Raw genomic sequence first — 14,278 nt, forward strand, 5'->3', positions numbered from 1 at the left:
TGCGGGCGCGGTTGCGGTTGCGGTTGCTATTTAATTGATAGCTGCTTGCGATCGTCCGGCTTGCCTTGCAGACCTTTTTTTCTTCAGCCATAGCGGGCGCCACGTGGCTTGGAGTGTCTGCCTCAGCGTTTTGTTTTGCGCGCCGGTGGCTGTGGACTGGTGTTGACGTAGCTGGCGTTGCCCAGCCCGGTGCCTACCGTCAGCACTGCCCAGCGCTTCACGCCCTGCATGAAGGGCAGCTCTGACAGGCCCTGCACCACCGCGTCGTTGTGCAGCCGCACTTGCGTGGTCTGGCCGTCCTGGCGCGGCAGCAGCTCACTCAGGTCATGTGCCAGGTTAAAGCGCGGGCTTTCCCAGTTGCCAGGCAGGTTCTGCGCGCCCGTGGCGATCGAGCCGTCTTCACAAATCAGGCCGGGGCAGGCCACGCCCACAAAGGGCGCCAGCGTGATGCCTTTTTTATCGGCCAGCCGCTTGAGCTTTTTCAGCATGGCGGCAATGCCCTGCACCAGGTGCTCGCGCCGGGTGACGTCGTCGTCGCCGCGGTGGCCCCATTTTTCCAGGCCCGCCACACGCACGTCCGACAGGTCGGGCGACTTGTTCAGGCGGGGCCGCACAATGCCGCAGCGCACGTTGGTGCCGCCTATGTCGACCGCCAGGAAACCGCCGTACTGTGACAGCAGCTCCGGCGGGGCCAGGTGCACCCAGCCGATCAGGCCGCCTTCGTCGGGGTGATGGCGCAGGGTCATCAAATGCACGCGGGCGTTTTGCTGGTAGAGCAGCTCGGCCGCGCGGTCGATGGCCAGCTCGCCCACGAGGCTTTGCTGAAAGCCGCCGCCCACCACAATGCGCTGCACGCCATGCCATGAAGGGTGTGCCAAAAACCGCCGCACCACGCGCACCAGTTGCCAGGCGTAGTCTTCCGATGCGGCCGAAATCACGGCGGCAGCCTTGCCGTCGCGCTTGAGCAGCAGGTCCAGCCGCTTTTTGCTGAGTTCAGGTGTCGGCTTGGTGCCCAGCACGTCTTCGCCGCTGATGCGGCGAAAAACATTGCGCCATGCATCGAGCATCTCGCTGTAGGCAACGCGGCTCACGCTGTCGCCCAGAAAACGTTCTCCGTCATGCAGCTCCAGGCTGTAGCCGTTGATGGTGACTGAAGATAGCTTCAGCTTGCCATGCAAGAGCTCGTCGGGCAGGGAGGCGGTAGAGGCTTTACGCGGCATGTGGGAGAGTCCTGTGGTGCGGTTCGGTTGTGGAACTCGGTTGTGGAACTGAAACACCATGATGCTGCCGGGGCGGCCTGCAGACTATCAGCCAACGCGCTTCGCGGCGTCAGCCAATCGCTGATAGGGGGCGATGGGCCGGGCAAAAAAAATCGGCCGGTAGAACCGGCCGATCATTGAGGTACAGAAACCTCGGGGAAACCTGGATGGCTTAGCGCCGGGTCGGGTCTCGGGTGAGGTCCTTGTTCAGGTTTTTGTCGAGGTCCTTGCTTGCGTCTTCGGCATTCTCGCGTGCGTCACCGGCGGCCTTTTGTGCCTTGCCTTGAAACTCGCGGGCATGGCCCTTGGCTTGCTGTTCCGCATTGCCCAGCATCTTGCCGGTGTGCTCCTGCACTTCGCCGGCGGCTTCCTTGATCTTGCCTTTGACCTGGTCTTTGTTCATGAGAGGCTACCTTTCTGAAGATTTGGAAAATTCCAGATTTCAAAGTAAATCGCCCGCCGGCATCATGGCGCAGTCATGCGGCGCGTTGCCTTGTGGGTGTCTGCCTACAGAGCCGTTCGCCACCGGACTGCGCCCTGTTGCGCAACATTTGCAACAAGAAGTTTGTTGATCCAATTAAACTAAACTGTATTCAGGCTAGTGGGCCGCCGCAGTGAGCAGGAGGCGGCGCAGAAGGATGGGAGAGAAGAATATTCATGAAAAAAATCATCATCATTTTGTTGACTTTGGCATGCACAAACTCTGTGTGGGCCGCGCCGGCAGCGCCTGCCGCGCCCGCCATCTGGTTTACCGTCACCGGGGATCCGCAGGATCCAACGGTCAATACCATTGAGGTAGACCCAACACCCGTGGCGGCCAACGGCGATATGCGTGCCATGCAGGTTCGCGTCAGCCGGGCCCAGTCGCGCACCAGCTGGGACGGCGTGCCTTACCGTTCCTATGTTTCCACCGTGTTGTTTGACTGCGCCGACAAGAGCGCCAAGTACGTGACGCTGGCGTTTTACCTGCAGCCCTTGTGGAAAGGCGAGTCGCACAAGACCGTCACGTACAACAACGATGTGGTCCGACCGATGGCGTTTCGCGACGTCACACCGAACCCGACCGAGCGCATCATCCGCGCCGCCTGTGAGACCGGCAAGGTCACCAACAACTAGCGCGGCCCCGGGAGCCGGCACAGTTGCAAGCGGCGGCTTGTGCCTTTTTGTTGCCGCGGCTACGATGGCTCATCACCTGCGCATCGGGCGAGACGGGTGACTCTCTTCGCAGAATTCGCAGAAAGGCTTCTTCTCATGCCGCAACTCATTGCCTCGGTCGAAGGCGTTGAAATCAAACACATTTACCTCAAGAGTGACCGCACCACGCTGGGCCGCAGACCGTACAACGACATCATTTTTGACAACCTGGTCGTCAGCGGCGAGCACTGCGTGTTTGTGATGAAGGGCATTGCGGATGTGTACATCGAAGACGTGGGCAGTACCAACGGCACCTACCTGAACGGCCACATGGTCAAGTCGCGTGAGCTGCTTCATGACAACGACGTCATCAACATCGGCAACTTCCGCATCCAGTACCTGGCCAGCTCAAAGCAGGAAGAGCAACCGCGCGAGCACGCAACCACCGCCATGGCGCTGGACGCCTTGGGCCTGCCCGGCACCAGCGGCACCATGCATGCCAGCCTCAAGGTGCTGTCGGGCTCGTCGGCGGGGCTGGAGGTGCCGGTGGTCAAGGCCGTCACGACCTTCGGCCAACCCGGGGTGGCGGTGGTGTCGATATCGCACCGGCGCGACGGCTACTACGTGGCGCACATGGACGGTGAAACGCCGCCGACGTGCAACGGCAAACCGATCGGCGTGAAAGCGATTGCGCTGGCCCACCACGACATCCTGAACCTGGCAGGAACCGAGATGGAGTTTTTGCTGAAGAATGCCTGAGCCTTGCGCGGGGTGAGTCCCACGGCGGCTCAAACCATGGAGCTGCCGATGCTGGTGGCGGGGTAACCCACCCGGCCCCTGCGCGACGGCGGCTCGCCGGCCAGGCGCCACACGACGGCGCGGGCCAGTGCCTTCAGCTTCAGGGTGGACTTCAAATGTACGGGCGTCATGCCGGTCCGGGTCAGGTCCGATGCATTGTTGGACACGCGTGACAGGCGGCGTTGCTCCAGCGCGGTGACGGGCGCGGCACCCTTGGCCGACCGTGAGGTCTTCTTCAGCACGGCCTGGGCCGCCGCGGCGCCGGTGAACTTTTCACGCAGCAAGGCGGCGTCGGGCCTGCGCTGGCTGTCAACAATCCAGTAGGGAATGCCGGCGCGACTCAGCAGCTCGCGCTTGAACGCATGCTTGCGGTCGGCCAGTTCACCGCGACCCAGCACGTCGACGCAGCCCAGCACCGCGCCTTTGCGGTCGGACACGGCGCAGGCAAAACTCACCGTGCTCAGCAGCGCCTGCCAGTGCGCGTCGCCGCCGCGGCTGTTGGGCTCGATAAACCCGGTAAAAGGCACTTTGATCAGCACGTGGTGGTCGGGGAAAACCTCTTGCAGCCAGCGCCACACGGTGAGTTCGTCGCGGCTGGTCAGCGGCTTGCGGCGCAGCGTGTGGTTGCGGGCCACCTTTTTGCGGGCCGCCACCACATGCGACAGCCAGCGTTCGTAGCCCAAGGCACCCAGGGCCACACTGCCGACAAATATAAAGAAGCCAATCAGAAAAGAAGTGCCCGTCATGAATGCGTCCTGGTGCTGAGTGTTGCGGGAGCCGTCAGGCGCTACGGCCAAAGTGACTGCTGAATGAGCAGCTGAATGGCGGCGGTTGCGGCGCAAGCCGAAAATCCCAGCCGTGTTTATAAGGTACATTTTCATTTTTTCGTGATTTAGTTCACAAAATTTGTGAACTAACGTACCAAACTGCCTATCGGCTCCACCGAGCGGGCCTAGCGCCCGCCACCTTGCATCCATGAAGAAGCCCACCCACAGCGGCGGTCTTGTGTATTCCACAGACGCCGGAAGAATGTGCCCCGACTGCCGCCAGCCTGTGGCGGCCTGCGTTTGCAAGGCGCAGGCCGCGCCCAAGGGCGACGGGGTAGTGCGCGTCACGCGGGAAAGCAAGGGCCGAGGCGGTAAAACGGTCACGCTCGTGAAGGGCTTGCCGCTGGACGCGCTAGCCCTGGCGCAGCTCGGCAAGCAGCTCAAGGCCGCGTGTGGTTCGGGCGGTACCGCCAAAGACGGCGTTATTGAAGTGCAGGGCGACCATTGCGACACCGTGATGCAGGCGCTGCAAAAGCAGGGCTACGCCCCCAAGCGGGCAGGCGGCTAGGCTCTGACATGAGCCCTGAAGACCTCCAGCTCCTGGTGACCCGCGAGATGCCTTTCGGCAAGCACAAGGGCACCCTGATTGCCGACCTGCCCGGCAACTACCTGAACTGGTTTGCCCGGGAAGGTTTCCCCAAAGGCGAAATCGGCCGCCTGTTGCAGCTGATGCAGGAGATCGACCACAACGGGCTGAAGCCGTTGCTGGATCCGCTGCGGCGATAGCCGGGTCGGTCTAAATTCAATTTCTGGGGGAAAACTTGACTTTCAAATCCACCTTCGAAGCGGGTCACCTGGCTTATGAGAGGGGTCATTTCAGAAAGGCCTTTAGCCTATTTGAAAGGGGCGCTGAAGGCGGAGATGTGGATTGCATGATTCGTTTGGGCGTTATGTATACCTGCGGTGAGGGAGTTGCTTGTGACTACGACAAGGCCATAGCGTGGGAGCACAAGGCCAGCGAATCCGGGAACACTTCGGCACTGCTGAATTTGGGAATCACCTATCGAATCAAGGGGGAGCTACGGCAGGCGCGGCATTGGTTTGAGAAAGCCCTTGATGCGGGTGATACTGAAGCGGCGTTGGAGCTTGCAAGGCTGTACCTGATTAGCGATCTCGAGGTGGAAACGGTCAAACAATATTTAGAGATGGTCCAACTTGGAGAGAATGTTTGCGAGGCCTCAAAGGAAAAAGCTGAGCTTCTGCTGAAGGAGTTAGGCGGCCACTGAACGCGCACAGCCGCGAAACTGTGGATGAAGCATGGGTCAAACTAAACGGCTTCACTGGGTCCAGGCTCAAATCTTTGCCGCCAGACGCGTCCCCTGGTCAATTGCGCGCTTGGCGTCCAGCTCACCGGCTTCGTCGGCGCCACCTATCAAATGCGTCTTGACGTTGGCTGCGCGCAGCGGCTCCAGCAGCTCACGCAGGGGTTCCTGCCCCGCGCACAGCACGATGTTGTCGACGGACAGCACGGTGCCGTCTTGCCGCTTTTCGCCGAAGGTGATGAAAAGGCCGAGGCCTGAACCGCCTTGCGGGTCTTCGCCAATGCGTTCGTAGTTGACACCCGAGAGCATCTCCACGTTTTTCATCTTCAGCGCGGCACGGTGGATCCAGCCGGTGGTCTTGCCCAGGCCGGCGCCCAGCTTGCCGGGCTTGCGCTGCAGCAGCGTGACCTGGCGCGCCGGCGGCGTGACCTGCGGACGCACGACGCCGCCACGCACTTGGCCGGGGTCTGCCACGCCCCATTCGGCCAGCCAGGCGGGCAAGTCGAGCGCGGTCGAATGCCCGGCGGGCGTGACCAGAAATTCAGCCACGTCAAAACCAATGCCGCCCGCGCCGATGAGCGCCACGCGCTCGCCCACGGGCTGACGGCCCAGCAGCACGTCGATGTAGCTGAGCACCTTGGGATGCTCTTGCCCCGGGATGCGTGGGTTGCGTGGCGTGACGCCGGTGGCAAGGATCACCTCGTCAAACTTCTGCGCGATGAGATCCGCAGCGCTGACGCGCGTGTTCAGGTGCAGCCGCACGCCGGTGCCGGTGATGCGGTTGCCGAAGTAGCGCAGGGTTTCTTCAAACTCTTCTTTGCCTGGCACGCGCTTGGCCAGGTTGAACTGGCCGCCAATCTTGTCGGCGGCGTCATACAGGTCTACGTTGTGGCCGCGCAGGGCCAGCGTGGTGGCGGCGGCCAGTCCTGCCGGGCCCGCACCAATAACGGCGATGCGCTTTTTGGCGGGCGTGATCTTGATGATGAGCTCGGTCTCGTGCCCGGCGCGCGGGTTGACGAGGCAGCTCGCCAGCTTGGCCTGGAAGGCGTGGTCCAGGCAGGCCTGGTTGCAGGCGATGCAGGTGTTGATTTCATCGCGGCGGCCCTGCGCGGCCTTGTTGATGAATTCGGGGTCGGCCAGGAACGGGCGCGCCATGCTGACCATGTCGGCTGAGCCGTCTGCCAGCACCTGCTCGGCCACTTCGGGCATGTTCAGGCGGTTGCTGGTGACGACCGGAATCGTGAGGCCGGCGGCGCGCAGGTCGCCTCGCAGCTTTTTGGTGACCCAGGTAAAGGCGCCGCGCGGCACCGAGGTGGCGATTGTCGGCACGCGCGCCTCGTGCCAGCCGATGCCGCTGTTGATGATGGTGGCGCCCGCGGCTTCAACCGCTTTTGCCAGCAGCACGACTTCTTCCCAGCTGCTGCCGCCGGGGATGAGGTCGATCATCGAGAGGCGGTAGATGATGATGAAGTCGAGGCCCACGGCTTCGCGGGTGCGGCGCACGATTTCAACGGCCAGGCGCATGCGGTTGGCGTAGCTGCCGCCCCAGTCATCGGTTCGCTGGTTGGTGTGGGTGACGAGAAACTGGTTGATGAAGTAGCCTTCGCTGCCCATGATTTCGACGCCGTCGTAACCGGCGTCGCGCGCCAGCATGGCGCAGCGGATGAAGGCGCGGATCTGCCGTTCGATGCCGCCCGCGCTGAGCTCACGCGGGGTGAAGGGCGAGATCGGGCTCTGGATGCGGGAGGGCGCGACACACAGCGGGTGGTAGCCGTAGCGGCCGGTGTGCAAAATTTGCAGCGCGATCTTGCCGCCTTCGGCGTGCACCGCGTCTGTCACTTGCTTGTGGCGGCGCGCTGCGCCAGAGCTGGCCAGCATGCCGGCAAAGGGCTTGGTCCAGCCGGCGATGTTGGGCGCGAAGCCGCCGGTGACCATGAGGCCCACGCCGCCACGCGCGCGCTCGGCAAAGTAGGCGGCCATGGCCGGGAAATGTTTGCGGCCGTCTTCGAGGCCGGTGTGCATGCTGCCCATCAGCACGCGGTTCTTCAGCGTGGTGAAACCGAGGTCCAGCGGGGCTAGCAGGTGGGGGTAGGGGGAAGTGCCGGAGGCAGAGGTGGAAGAAAGCGGCGTGAGGGAAGCGGGCGTCGTCGCCGAAGAGGGGGTCGCGGCCAAGGCAGGTCTCCTGTCAAAACTGCCTGCATGGTAGTCGCAACACACGGCCTCGCACGGCGTGCCGGGTGCTCTAGGGGACAGGCTCTATCCGGCCTTGGGGCTAACCCTAGGCGGATGGCGAATTGCAAGACGCTATCAATTCAGGAGCTGCTTGCGCACGTCTTTATTGGGCTGCGGGCTGTTTTGGCTGATTTTTTCTGGGGTGGGTCAACGCCTTGCGGTGTTGTCTGACACCCGCGTCGGGCCTGCCGGGGTAACTTGGCGGTTCGCGGCGTTCACCGCAACACGCTTACCGCAATACTTCCCAAGGCAATCATGTCCAAACCCAGCACCAGTCTGACACGCGCAAAAACCGGCGAAGGCGCCGCTGTTCCACGTCCGCCCCATAGCGAGCCGGACGACCAGGCCGACGGCAACGATGCCAGCACCTTGATTGAAAACCCCATGAAGCCCGGCGAGGCGGCTGGGCTCAAGAAGCATGACTTCCCCGATGGCGGCGGCAGCGGCGGGGCAGAGGCTTTTCGGCGCAAACCGGGCCGGGGCAAGCCCTCACCCGGCGTGTGAGCGGCTGCTGATGAAACTCGCGACTTTCAACGTCAACGGTATCAAGACGCGGTTGCCGCAGCTGCTGGACTGGTTGGCCAAAGAGTCGCCCGACGTCGTGTGCCTGCAGGAATTGAAAGCGCTCGACGGCGCTTTCCCCGAGGCCGCGTTGCATAAGGCGGGCTACGGCGCGCTGTGGAAGGGCCAGCGTTCGTGGAACGGCGTGGCGATTCTGGCCAAGGGCGAGGCGCCACTTGAAATCCGCCGCGAGCTGCCCGGCGACACGGCCGATGACCAAAGCCGCTACCTGGAAGCTGCGGTGGACGGCATCGTGGTGGCTTGCCTCTACCTGCCCAACGGTAACCCGCAGCCGGGCCCCAAGTTTGACTACAAGCTGGCGTGGTTTGAGAGGCTGCACCGGCATGCAGAGGGGCTTTACGCGTCTGAGCACCCCGTCGCACTGGCCGGCGACTTCAATGTGATCCCGACCGACCTGGATGTGTACAACCCCACGTCATGGAAGCGCGATGCGCTGATGCAACCTGAAAGCCGGGCGGCTTATGAGAAGCTGCTGGCGCAGGGCTGGGTTGACAGCCTGCGCCACCTGCACCCCGACGAACGCATCTACACCTTCTGGGATTACTTTCGCCAGCACTGGCAGCGCAATGCGGGCTTGCGCATCGACCATATCCTGCTCAACGCCACGCTGGCGCCGCGGCTGAAGGCTGCGGGCGTAGACAGCTGGGTGCGTGGGGAAGAGCACGCCAGCGACCACGCGCCGGTGTGGGTGCAACTCGGGGACAAGGCCGCTTCAGCGCGCAAAGCCGCGACTAAAAAGGTCCCGGCACAAAAGGCCTCAACCAGGAAAGCCGCAGCGAAAAAGGCCGCGCCAAAAAAGCGAGCTCCGCGCTGAGCGAGGTAGGCCTTAGCGGCTTTTCTTGATCGCCTGCGCGGCCTGCGTGACCAGCTCGGGGCCTTTGTAGATGAGCCCGGTGTAGATCTGCACGACGTCGGCGCCGGCCTTGATCTTGGAGACAGCGTCAGCGCCGCTCAAAATGCCGCCCACACCGATGATGGGAAAGCCCTTGCCGAGCGCTGCGCGCAACTGGCCTATCACGCGGTTGCTGGCCTCGAGCACAGGGGCGCCGCTCAGGCCGCCGGTTTCGTCCGCGTGACGCATGCCCTTCACCGCATCGCGGCTGAGCGTGGTGTTGGTGGCGACCACGCCGTCCATGGCGTGACGCTTGAGTGTGGCGGCGATCACGTCGACCTGGGCTTCGTCGAGGTCGGGCGCAATTTTCACAAAGATCGGCACGCGCTTGCCGTGCTGTGCTGCCAGGGTTTCGCGGCGTTCGGCAATGCGGCCGAGCAGGGCGTCGAGCGCTTCGTCGCTTTGCAGCGCGCGCAGGTTTTTGGTGTTGGGGCTGGAGATGTTGACGGTCACGTAGTCGGCATGCGGGTACACGCCGTCCAGGCAGATCAGGTAGTCGTCCACCGCGTTTTCAATCGGCGTGGCGGCGTTCTTGCCGATGTTCAGGCCCAGCAGCAGATTGCTTTTTGCACCCTGCTTGCGCACGCTGGAGCGCTGTACGTTGGCCAGAAAGGCGTCCAGCCCTTCATTGTTGAAGCCCAGGCGGTTGATCAGCGCGTTGGCTTCGGTCAGGCGGAACATGCGCGGCTTGGGGTTGCCAGGCTGGGCTTTGGGCGTGACGGTGCCGACTTCAACAAAACCGAAACCCATGGCGGCCAGGCCGTCAATACAGCGGGCGTTTTTGTCGAGCCCGGCGGCCAGGCCCACGCGGTTGGGGAATGTGAGGCCCGCCAACTCGATGGGGTCGCTCACGCGGCTGGATAAATAAGCGAGTGACAGCGGCGTGCCCTGCGTGCGCGCCAGCGAGGCCATGGTCAATTCATGAGCGGTCTCAGGGTCGAGCCCGAATAAAAACGGGCGGGCCAAGGCGTAGGGGAGCAAGGACATTGGATAATTCGGCTGGTGGCGATAAGGCTGTGAATTACCCGGGCGACGTACCAAATCCCGGGCAGGAGGCCTGATTGTCGCAAAACCCCATTTCCCTTCCCGCTTTCTGCCGTCCTAATATCTTCCCCAATACCCATGACCCAAGCCATGACCCAAGACGAACTCAAAACCCTGGTTGGCCAGGCGGCACTGCACTATGTGGAAGCCGGCAGCATTGTCGGCGTCGGCACTGGTTCGACCGTCAACAAATTCATCGATGCTTTGGCCACGATGAAGGACCGCATTGCCGGTGCGGTGTCCAGTTCGGTGGCCTCTACCGAACGCCTGCAGGCGCTGGGCATCAAGGTGTTTGATGCCACCGAGGTCGACGAACTGGCGGTCTACATCGACGGCGCGGACGAGATCGACAACGCAGGCTATATGGTCAAGGGCGGCGGTGCGGCGCTGACGCGCGAAAAAATCGTCGCGGCCCAGTCGCGCAAGTTTGTCTGTATCGTCGACGAGTCCAAACTGGTGCAGGCCTTGGGCAATTTTCCGCTGCCGGTCGAAGTGATTCCGATGGCGGCCAAACGGATTGCGCGGCAGTTTGCTGCTTTGGGCGGTACGGCGAACTTGCGGCTGAAAGACGGCAAGCCGCTGGTCACCGACAACGGCCAGCACATCCTGGACGTGACCGGCCTGAAGGTCACGGATCCGCTGGCGTTCGAGTCGCAGGTTAGCCAGTGGCCGGGTGTGGTGACAGTGGGTGTGTTTGCCCACCAGAAAGCACACGTCTGCCTGTTGGGCACGCCGGACGGGGTGAAGACGCTGGTGTTTTGAGGTGCCAGCCTCTGAATGCAAAACGCCGGGCTTGTGCCCGGCGTTTTGCATTGTTCAAAGCCTGCTTAGAACTTGATGCCTGCAGGGTTGGAGACGCTCGGTGGAGGCGCGGCTGGCGTAGTGGGCGCGCGGGGAGCTGCGTTTGCGGCGGGGGTAGCCGCTGCGGCAGGTTTGCTGACCACCACCAGGGGTGTGGCCGCTGGATTGCGATAGCTGGCTGGCAGAGTCGAGTTGGCTGGGTAGCCCGCCGCATTCAGGAACTGCGTCCACTCTGCGTCCGAATAGCCCTTGAGCTGCTGGCCGGCTATGGTCATGAAGGGCAGGGATGCATCGCCACTGAGCCTTTGCAGGGCGTCAATGTCCTCATTGCTGTTGACCGTTTTCTCGGTGAACGGGATGCCACGGCTCATCAGCATGGCACGAGCGGAACCACAGGGTGCGCATTTGTCGCCGGTGTAGAGAGTGACCGGGTATTTGCTGGCGATCTGCCGCAGTTCGAAAGGAAGACCTGCGGATGTTGCTGCGCCACCTGCACCTGGGGTGCCTGCGGTAACCTTGCCGCCACCTGCGGCGGGCGGTGGCTGGTCGGAGAAAGTCACCTTGCCATCCGGCCCCACGATGCGGTAAACCTGCTGCGCATGCGACGGCAGCGCCATCAAAATACAGGTTCCGCCGAGCAGCAGCATGGCCAGCAGGGCATTGGGCGAAAAGAACTTAACAGCGTTTGATTTCATGGTTTTCCCAGTCGGTCTTGAATTAAATCGGTTCGGCTCGGCTCAGTGTTTCAAGCCATGCCCTGATGGCGCATCAGCGCGTCCAGCGATGGCTCGCGGCCCCGGAAGGCCTTGAATGACTCCATGGCCGGGCGGCTGCCGCCTGCTTCCAGGATGGCTTGGCGGTATTTTCGGCCTGTTTCTACATTAACGGTACCCGATCCGCCGCCGGCATCAGTGTTTGTACCCAGATCGGCCGGCCCGGCAAGGGCTGACTCTTCGAAGGCGGCGTACGCATCGGCGGACAACACTTCAGCCCACTTATAGCTGTAATAGCCAGCTGCATAGCCGCCCGAAAAAATGTGACTGAATGTATGCGCCGGGCGGCTGTAGGCTGGCGCAGGGATCACCGCGACTTCCTTGCGCACGTCGCTCAGCAAATCCATCAATTCGTCGGCGGGGTTGTGGGACGTATGCAACAACATGTCGAACAGCGAGAACTCCACCTGGCGCAGCGTTTGCATGCCGCTCTGGAAGTTTTTGGCCGCGAGCATCTTGTCGAATAGCGCGCGGGGCAGCGAGGCGCCGGTGTCGACGTGTGCCGTCATGTGTTTGAGCACATCCCATTCCCAGCAGAAATTTTCCATGAACTGGCTGGGCAGCTCGACAGCGTCCCATTCGATGCCGCTGATGCCGGAAACGTCGCGTTCGTTGACCTGGGTGAGCATGTGGTGCAGTCCATGGCCGAACTCGTGGAACAGCGTGGTCACGTCGTCGTGCGTCAGCAGGGCCGGCTTGCCGCCCACGCCTTCGGCGAAATTGCAGACCAGATGCGCCACCGGGGTTTGCAGTTTGCCGTTGTCGGGGCGTAGCCAACGCGCACGCACATCGTCCATCCAGGCACCACCGCGTTTGCCGGTGCGGGCGGGCTGGTCCAGATAGAACTGGCCCACCAATTGGCCATTGCGCTCAATGCGGAAAAACTCCACACCGGCTTTCCATACCGGCGCCGAGTCTTTGCGGATTGCGACCTCGAACAGGGTTTCGACAATCTTGAAGAGGCCTGCGAGCACCTTGGGCGCGGTGAAGTACTGTTTGACTTCCTGCTCGCTGAAGGCGTAGCGTGCTTCCTTGAGTTTTTCGCCAATGTAGGCGTAGTCCCAGGGGTTAGGGTCTGGCAGGCCCAGCTGGCTGCTGGCAAAGGCGCGCAGGTCGGCGACATCTTTTTCGGCGTAGGGGCGGGCACGCTTTGCCAGGTCGCGCAAAAACACAATGACCTCTTCGGGCGACTTGGCCATTTTGGCGACCACCGACACTTCGCCGAAGTTGCGGTAACCCAGCAACCGGGCTTCTTCCAGGCGCAGCGCAAGGATCTCCCGCATGATGGCGCCGTTGTCAAACCGGCTGAACTCAGGGGGGGCCTGGTCACTTGCGCGGGTGGTGTAGGCCTTGTACAAGGTTTCGCGTAACTTGCTGCTGTTGGCAAACTGCATCACCGGCAGATAGCTCGGCATTTTCAGACTCAAGCGGTAGCCCTGTTTGCCTTCCGACTGGGCCTGATTGCGCGCCGTTTCAAGCACATCGGCAGGAATGCCTTCGATTTCGGCTTCTGTCGCGTAGTAGGCAAATGCGTCGGTGGCGTCCAGCGCGTTTTCGCTGAATTTCTGGTTCAGTTCCGCCTGGCGTTCCTGGATTTCGGCGAAACGGTCACGGTCTTTGCCCTGCAGTTCTGCGCCCGACAGTACGAAATTGCGGATGGCGTTTTTGTGGGCCTGGCGCTGCTCGTCATTCAGGGTGGCGATGTCGATGGCCTTGTATTTGGCATACAGGCGCTCGTCGGCGCCCAGCCGGGTCCAGAACTCGGTCACGCGCGGCAACGCTGCGTTGTAGGTGGCCCGCAATTCCGGCGTATCGGCCACGCTGTTGAGGTGGCTGACGGCACCCCAGGCTCGGCCCAGGTTTTCAGTTGCCACATCCAGCACGCCGGCAATGCCGCTCCACGAGGCCGGAAAATCCGGCGCTGTGACCTGTTCAAGGGCGCCTTCGGCCTTGGCCAGCAGCTCGTCAAGGGCCGGAGCCACATGTTCAGGCTGAATCCGGTCAAACAGGGGGAGGTCGGAAAAATCGAGAAGGGGATTGGTCATGACGTACAGCTGTGGGCGAAAGTCTCGAATCTAAAGGCCTGCGGCCATGCGGCCAGAAAGAATGTGTCTGGGGCAATGATGGCGCGTCCGGCTGCAGGCAACCGGACCCGGGTCAGCCCTGGGCGCTTTTCTTGGCGCTCTTCAGCTGGGGCTTTTTGGCGCGTTTGACGGTGCCGCCGGGCGTGAGGCGCTGGTTGCCGAGCACGCGCAGGGTTTTGACCTCGGGCCGCTGGCCGTAGCGGGAGCTGTTTTTCAGCACCTTGACGTCGCGGGGGCCGGGCATGCGGTCTTCGTTGACCTTCTTTTCCTTTTCCGGCATGGGGCGCCACAGCACCAGCAGCTTGCCGATGTGCTGGATGGGGGCGGCATTGAGTTCGTCTGCCAGGGTCTGGAAGATTTCTTCGCGGCCGGCGCGGTCGTCGGATTGCACCCGCACTTTGATGAGCCCGTGCGCGTTCAGGGCCGCGTCGGTTTCTTTCTTGACGGCAGCGGTCAGGCCGTCGGAGCCGATCATCACAACTGCATTCAGATGATGGGCGTCGGCGCGGTGATCCTTGCGCTGGGCGGGGGTAAGTTGTATTTGAGCCATGGCCCAATTATCGGGGGAGTCGGGAAGAGGACAATAGACC

General features: G+C 62.4%; 16 protein-coding genes. 8 read left to right on the top strand and 8 right to left on the bottom strand.

The genetic code is table 11. The annotated features are described in order from the left end of the window. Positions 1–122: 122 nt before the first annotated feature. Positions 123–1,220, bottom strand: coding sequence for an ROK family protein (locus ABI546_RS21800; RefSeq protein WP_348050182.1), 1,098 nt, complete (start codon positions 1,218–1,220; stop codon positions 123–125). A gap of 211 nt (positions 1,221–1,431) precedes the next feature. Continuing rightward, positions 1,432–1,662, bottom strand: coding sequence for a CsbD family protein (locus ABI546_RS21805; protein WP_348050184.1), 231 nt, complete (start codon positions 1,660–1,662; stop codon positions 1,432–1,434). Positions 1,663–1,916: 254 nt separating this feature from the next. Here ABI546_RS21805 and ABI546_RS21810 point away from each other — a divergent pair, with 254 nt between their 5' ends. Together ABI546_RS21810 and ABI546_RS21815 are read left to right on the top strand one after the other, a co-directional pair. Continuing rightward, complete coding sequence (locus ABI546_RS21810) at positions 1,917–2,375, top strand: surface-adhesin E family protein (RefSeq protein ID WP_348050187.1); 459 nt, start codon at positions 1,917–1,919, stop codon at positions 2,373–2,375. A gap of 135 nt (positions 2,376–2,510) precedes the next feature. After that, a complete protein-coding gene (locus tag ABI546_RS21815; protein WP_348050189.1) occupies positions 2,511–3,152 on the top strand; it encodes an FHA domain-containing protein in 642 nt (213 codons plus the stop codon). A gap of 29 nt (positions 3,153–3,181) precedes the next feature. Here ABI546_RS21815 and ABI546_RS21820 read toward each other — a convergent pair whose 3' ends face one another. After that, positions 3,182–3,937 (bottom strand): DUF2726 domain-containing protein, encoded by a 756-nt coding sequence (locus ABI546_RS21820; RefSeq protein ID WP_348050191.1) that lies wholly within the window; start codon positions 3,935–3,937, stop codon positions 3,182–3,184. A gap of 229 nt (positions 3,938–4,166) precedes the next feature. Between ABI546_RS21820 and ABI546_RS21825 the strand changes: the two genes are divergently transcribed. From ABI546_RS21825 to ABI546_RS21835, 3 genes are read left to right on the top strand one after another with little or no spacing between them, the layout of a single operon-like run. Then, positions 4,167–4,526, top strand: coding sequence for a translation initiation factor Sui1 (locus ABI546_RS21825; protein ID WP_348050193.1), 360 nt, complete (start codon positions 4,167–4,169; stop codon positions 4,524–4,526). 8 nt (positions 4,527–4,534) lie between these two features. Beyond that, positions 4,535–4,744 carry a DUF3820 family protein gene (locus ABI546_RS21830; RefSeq protein ID WP_348050195.1) on the top strand — a complete coding sequence of 70 codons (210 nt, stop codon included), beginning with the start codon at positions 4,535–4,537 and terminating at the stop codon, positions 4,742–4,744. Positions 4,745–4,779: 35 nt separating this feature from the next. Next, positions 4,780–5,244, top strand: a complete 465-nt coding sequence (locus ABI546_RS21835; protein ID WP_348050196.1) for a tetratricopeptide repeat protein — start codon at positions 4,780–4,782, stop codon at positions 5,242–5,244. 66 nt (positions 5,245–5,310) lie between these two features. Here ABI546_RS21835 and ABI546_RS21840 read toward each other — a convergent pair whose 3' ends face one another. Beyond that, positions 5,311–7,362 carry an NADPH-dependent 2,4-dienoyl-CoA reductase gene (locus ABI546_RS21840; protein ID WP_348050664.1) on the bottom strand — a complete coding sequence of 684 codons (2,052 nt, stop codon included), beginning with the start codon at positions 7,360–7,362 and terminating at the stop codon, positions 5,311–5,313. Positions 7,363–7,767: 405 nt separating this feature from the next. On the opposite strand from ABI546_RS21840, the gene ABI546_RS21845 reads away from it, so the two are divergent. Beyond that, complete coding sequence (locus ABI546_RS21845) at positions 7,768–8,016, top strand: hypothetical protein (RefSeq protein WP_348050198.1); 249 nt, start codon at positions 7,768–7,770, stop codon at positions 8,014–8,016. A 10-nt stretch (positions 8,017–8,026) separates the two neighbouring features. Continuing rightward, on the top strand, positions 8,027–8,908 hold the full coding sequence (gene xth, locus ABI546_RS21850; protein WP_348050200.1) for an exodeoxyribonuclease III: 882 nt from the start codon (positions 8,027–8,029) through the stop codon (positions 8,906–8,908). A 12-nt stretch (positions 8,909–8,920) separates the two neighbouring features. Here the strand turns inward: xth and ABI546_RS21855 are convergent, their stop codons facing one another. Then, on the bottom strand, positions 8,921–9,973 hold the full coding sequence (locus tag ABI546_RS21855; RefSeq protein WP_348050202.1) for a quinone-dependent dihydroorotate dehydrogenase: 1,053 nt from the start codon (positions 9,971–9,973) through the stop codon (positions 8,921–8,923). Between the two features lie 147 nt (positions 9,974–10,120). Here ABI546_RS21855 and rpiA point away from each other — a divergent pair, with 147 nt between their 5' ends. Next, positions 10,121–10,792, top strand: coding sequence for a ribose-5-phosphate isomerase RpiA (gene rpiA, locus ABI546_RS21860; RefSeq protein WP_348050667.1), 672 nt, complete (start codon positions 10,121–10,123; stop codon positions 10,790–10,792). A 65-nt stretch (positions 10,793–10,857) separates the two neighbouring features. Here the strand turns inward: rpiA and ABI546_RS21865 are convergent, their stop codons facing one another. The 3 genes from ABI546_RS21865 to ABI546_RS21875 form a co-directional block, all read right to left on the bottom strand. Continuing rightward, positions 10,858–11,478 (bottom strand): glutaredoxin family protein, encoded by a 621-nt coding sequence (locus ABI546_RS21865; protein WP_348050669.1) that lies wholly within the window; start codon positions 11,476–11,478, stop codon positions 10,858–10,860. 98 nt (positions 11,479–11,576) lie between these two features. Beyond that, entirely contained in the window at positions 11,577–13,649 is a 2,073-nt protein-coding gene (locus tag ABI546_RS21870; protein ID WP_348050204.1) for a M3 family metallopeptidase, read from the bottom strand. A gap of 112 nt (positions 13,650–13,761) precedes the next feature. Then, positions 13,762–14,238: a YhbY family RNA-binding protein gene (locus ABI546_RS21875; RefSeq protein ID WP_348050205.1), complete on the bottom strand. Its 477-nt coding sequence runs from the start codon at positions 14,236–14,238 to the stop codon at positions 13,762–13,764. Between the last annotated feature and the right edge of the window lie 40 nt (positions 14,239–14,278).

Origin of the sequence: Polaromonas sp. (assembly GCF_039932935.1) — a bacterium.
GTDB lineage: Bacteria > Pseudomonadota > Gammaproteobacteria > Burkholderiales > Burkholderiaceae_C > Polaromonas.

What these genes read in the sequence shown, in the direction of transcription:
- ABI546_RS21800 (WP_348050182.1), bottom strand. Translation starts at nt 1,220, where the DNA reads ATGCCGCGTAAAGCCTCTACCGCCTCCCTGCCCGACGAGCTCTTGCAT.
- ABI546_RS21805 (WP_348050184.1), bottom strand. Translation starts at nt 1,662, where the DNA reads ATGAACAAAGACCAGGTCAAAGGCAAGATCAAGGAAGCCGCCGGCGAA.
- ABI546_RS21810 (WP_348050187.1), top strand. Translation starts at nt 1,917, where the DNA reads ATGAAAAAAATCATCATCATTTTGTTGACTTTGGCATGCACAAACTCT.
- ABI546_RS21815 (WP_348050189.1), top strand. Translation starts at nt 2,511, where the DNA reads ATGCCGCAACTCATTGCCTCGGTCGAAGGCGTTGAAATCAAACACATT.
- ABI546_RS21820 (WP_348050191.1), bottom strand. Translation starts at nt 3,937, where the DNA reads ATGACGGGCACTTCTTTTCTGATTGGCTTCTTTATATTTGTCGGCAGT.
- ABI546_RS21825 (WP_348050193.1), top strand. Translation starts at nt 4,167, where the DNA reads ATGAAGAAGCCCACCCACAGCGGCGGTCTTGTGTATTCCACAGACGCC.
- ABI546_RS21830 (WP_348050195.1), top strand. Translation starts at nt 4,535, where the DNA reads ATGAGCCCTGAAGACCTCCAGCTCCTGGTGACCCGCGAGATGCCTTTC.
- ABI546_RS21845 (WP_348050198.1), top strand. Translation starts at nt 7,768, where the DNA reads ATGTCCAAACCCAGCACCAGTCTGACACGCGCAAAAACCGGCGAAGGC.
- xth (WP_348050200.1), top strand. Translation starts at nt 8,027, where the DNA reads ATGAAACTCGCGACTTTCAACGTCAACGGTATCAAGACGCGGTTGCCG.
- ABI546_RS21855 (WP_348050202.1), bottom strand. Translation starts at nt 9,973, where the DNA reads ATGTCCTTGCTCCCCTACGCCTTGGCCCGCCCGTTTTTATTCGGGCTC.
- rpiA (WP_348050667.1), top strand. Translation starts at nt 10,121, where the DNA reads ATGACCCAAGACGAACTCAAAACCCTGGTTGGCCAGGCGGCACTGCAC.
- ABI546_RS21865 (WP_348050669.1), bottom strand. Translation starts at nt 11,478, where the DNA reads ATGCTGCTGCTCGGCGGAACCTGTATTTTGATGGCGCTGCCGTCGCAT.
- ABI546_RS21870 (WP_348050204.1), bottom strand. Translation starts at nt 13,649, where the DNA reads ATGACCAATCCCCTTCTCGATTTTTCCGACCTCCCCCTGTTTGACCGG.
- ABI546_RS21875 (WP_348050205.1), bottom strand. Translation starts at nt 14,238, where the DNA reads ATGGCTCAAATACAACTTACCCCCGCCCAGCGCAAGGATCACCGCGCC.